1 protein-coding gene is annotated in these 940 nt (G+C 56.3%); it reads right to left on the reverse strand.

What is annotated here, in order from left to right; all coding sequences use genetic code 11:
- Window positions 1–31: 31 nt before the first annotated feature.
- Window positions 32–862, reverse strand: a complete 831-nt coding sequence (locus C437_RS04655; protein ID WP_049919608.1) for an IS5 family transposase — start codon at window positions 860–862, stop codon at window positions 32–34.
- Window positions 863–940: the final 78 nt, after the last annotated feature.

The following is a 940-nucleotide window of genomic DNA, read 5'->3' on the forward strand; positions in this document are numbered from 1 at the left end:
GGCTCCATTGAATCGCCATACGGCGTTGGAATCAGGCGGTCACGTACTGTTTGATGTTGTAGACCATACACATCAGGACAATTTCACGGAACTCACGATACCATTCACGCGCTCGGACGGCGGAGCCGTACGAGCGCTTGACCGAGGAGTTCACTGTCTCGGTCATTGAGCGCTGATTGTAGAGTTCGTCCTCGATTCGTGCATTGTGCGCGTGGTCATATGGTGCGAAGACGCGGTGTTTCACGAGCGGACGTATGCCCATATCTCGGAGAGTTTCACGCAGTGACTGGCTGTCATAGCCTCTGTCCGCGGCGAGGGTTTGCAACTCGCCCGCGTACCGGCGGGCGAGTTGCGCACACACGTCTGCGTCACTTCCTTCCCGGGTTGTCGTACAATGCACATCTAAGATCGCTTGCGTTTCAGTATCGACAAGTTTCGTCGCTTCAACAGTCTGAACGCGGTAGTTCGTGCGGTCGCAGTAGTGCTTGCTTGCCGGTGATCGTTCGTAGTAGGTTGCGTCAACAGCGACGTGGGGCGAAGGGTCGTGCAGCTGCGCCGAGTGGCGCAGCAGCACTCGCCAGACCTGCATCACGATTCTATCAAGCCACTTATTCACCGTTGACGGGTGCGGGAGATCATCGGGCTCAAGGCCGATGATCTCCAAAATTGGCGGCATCACCTCCAGCCGATCTATGATCATCTCGTAAGTCTCATCGAGGAAAATCCGCAGCCCGTGGATGGAAATCATCGCGTATTCTGCGAAGCTGCCGCCGCCTTCCGGGGCGGCAGCTTCATCCGGATTGTCGCAATAACTTTTGGCCAGCGACACCATCTCCTCTGTGAAGCGGGAAGTAAGGTTCATGCAAACCGCTACTCACCCGCTTCAACTCCTTTGATTTACCGACCTACCCCGACGCCGCCTAGTGATTCAATGGAGCCG

Source organism: Haloarcula vallismortis ATCC 29715, from assembly GCF_000337775.1.
GTDB lineage: Archaea > Halobacteriota > Halobacteria > Halobacteriales > Haloarculaceae > Haloarcula > Haloarcula vallismortis.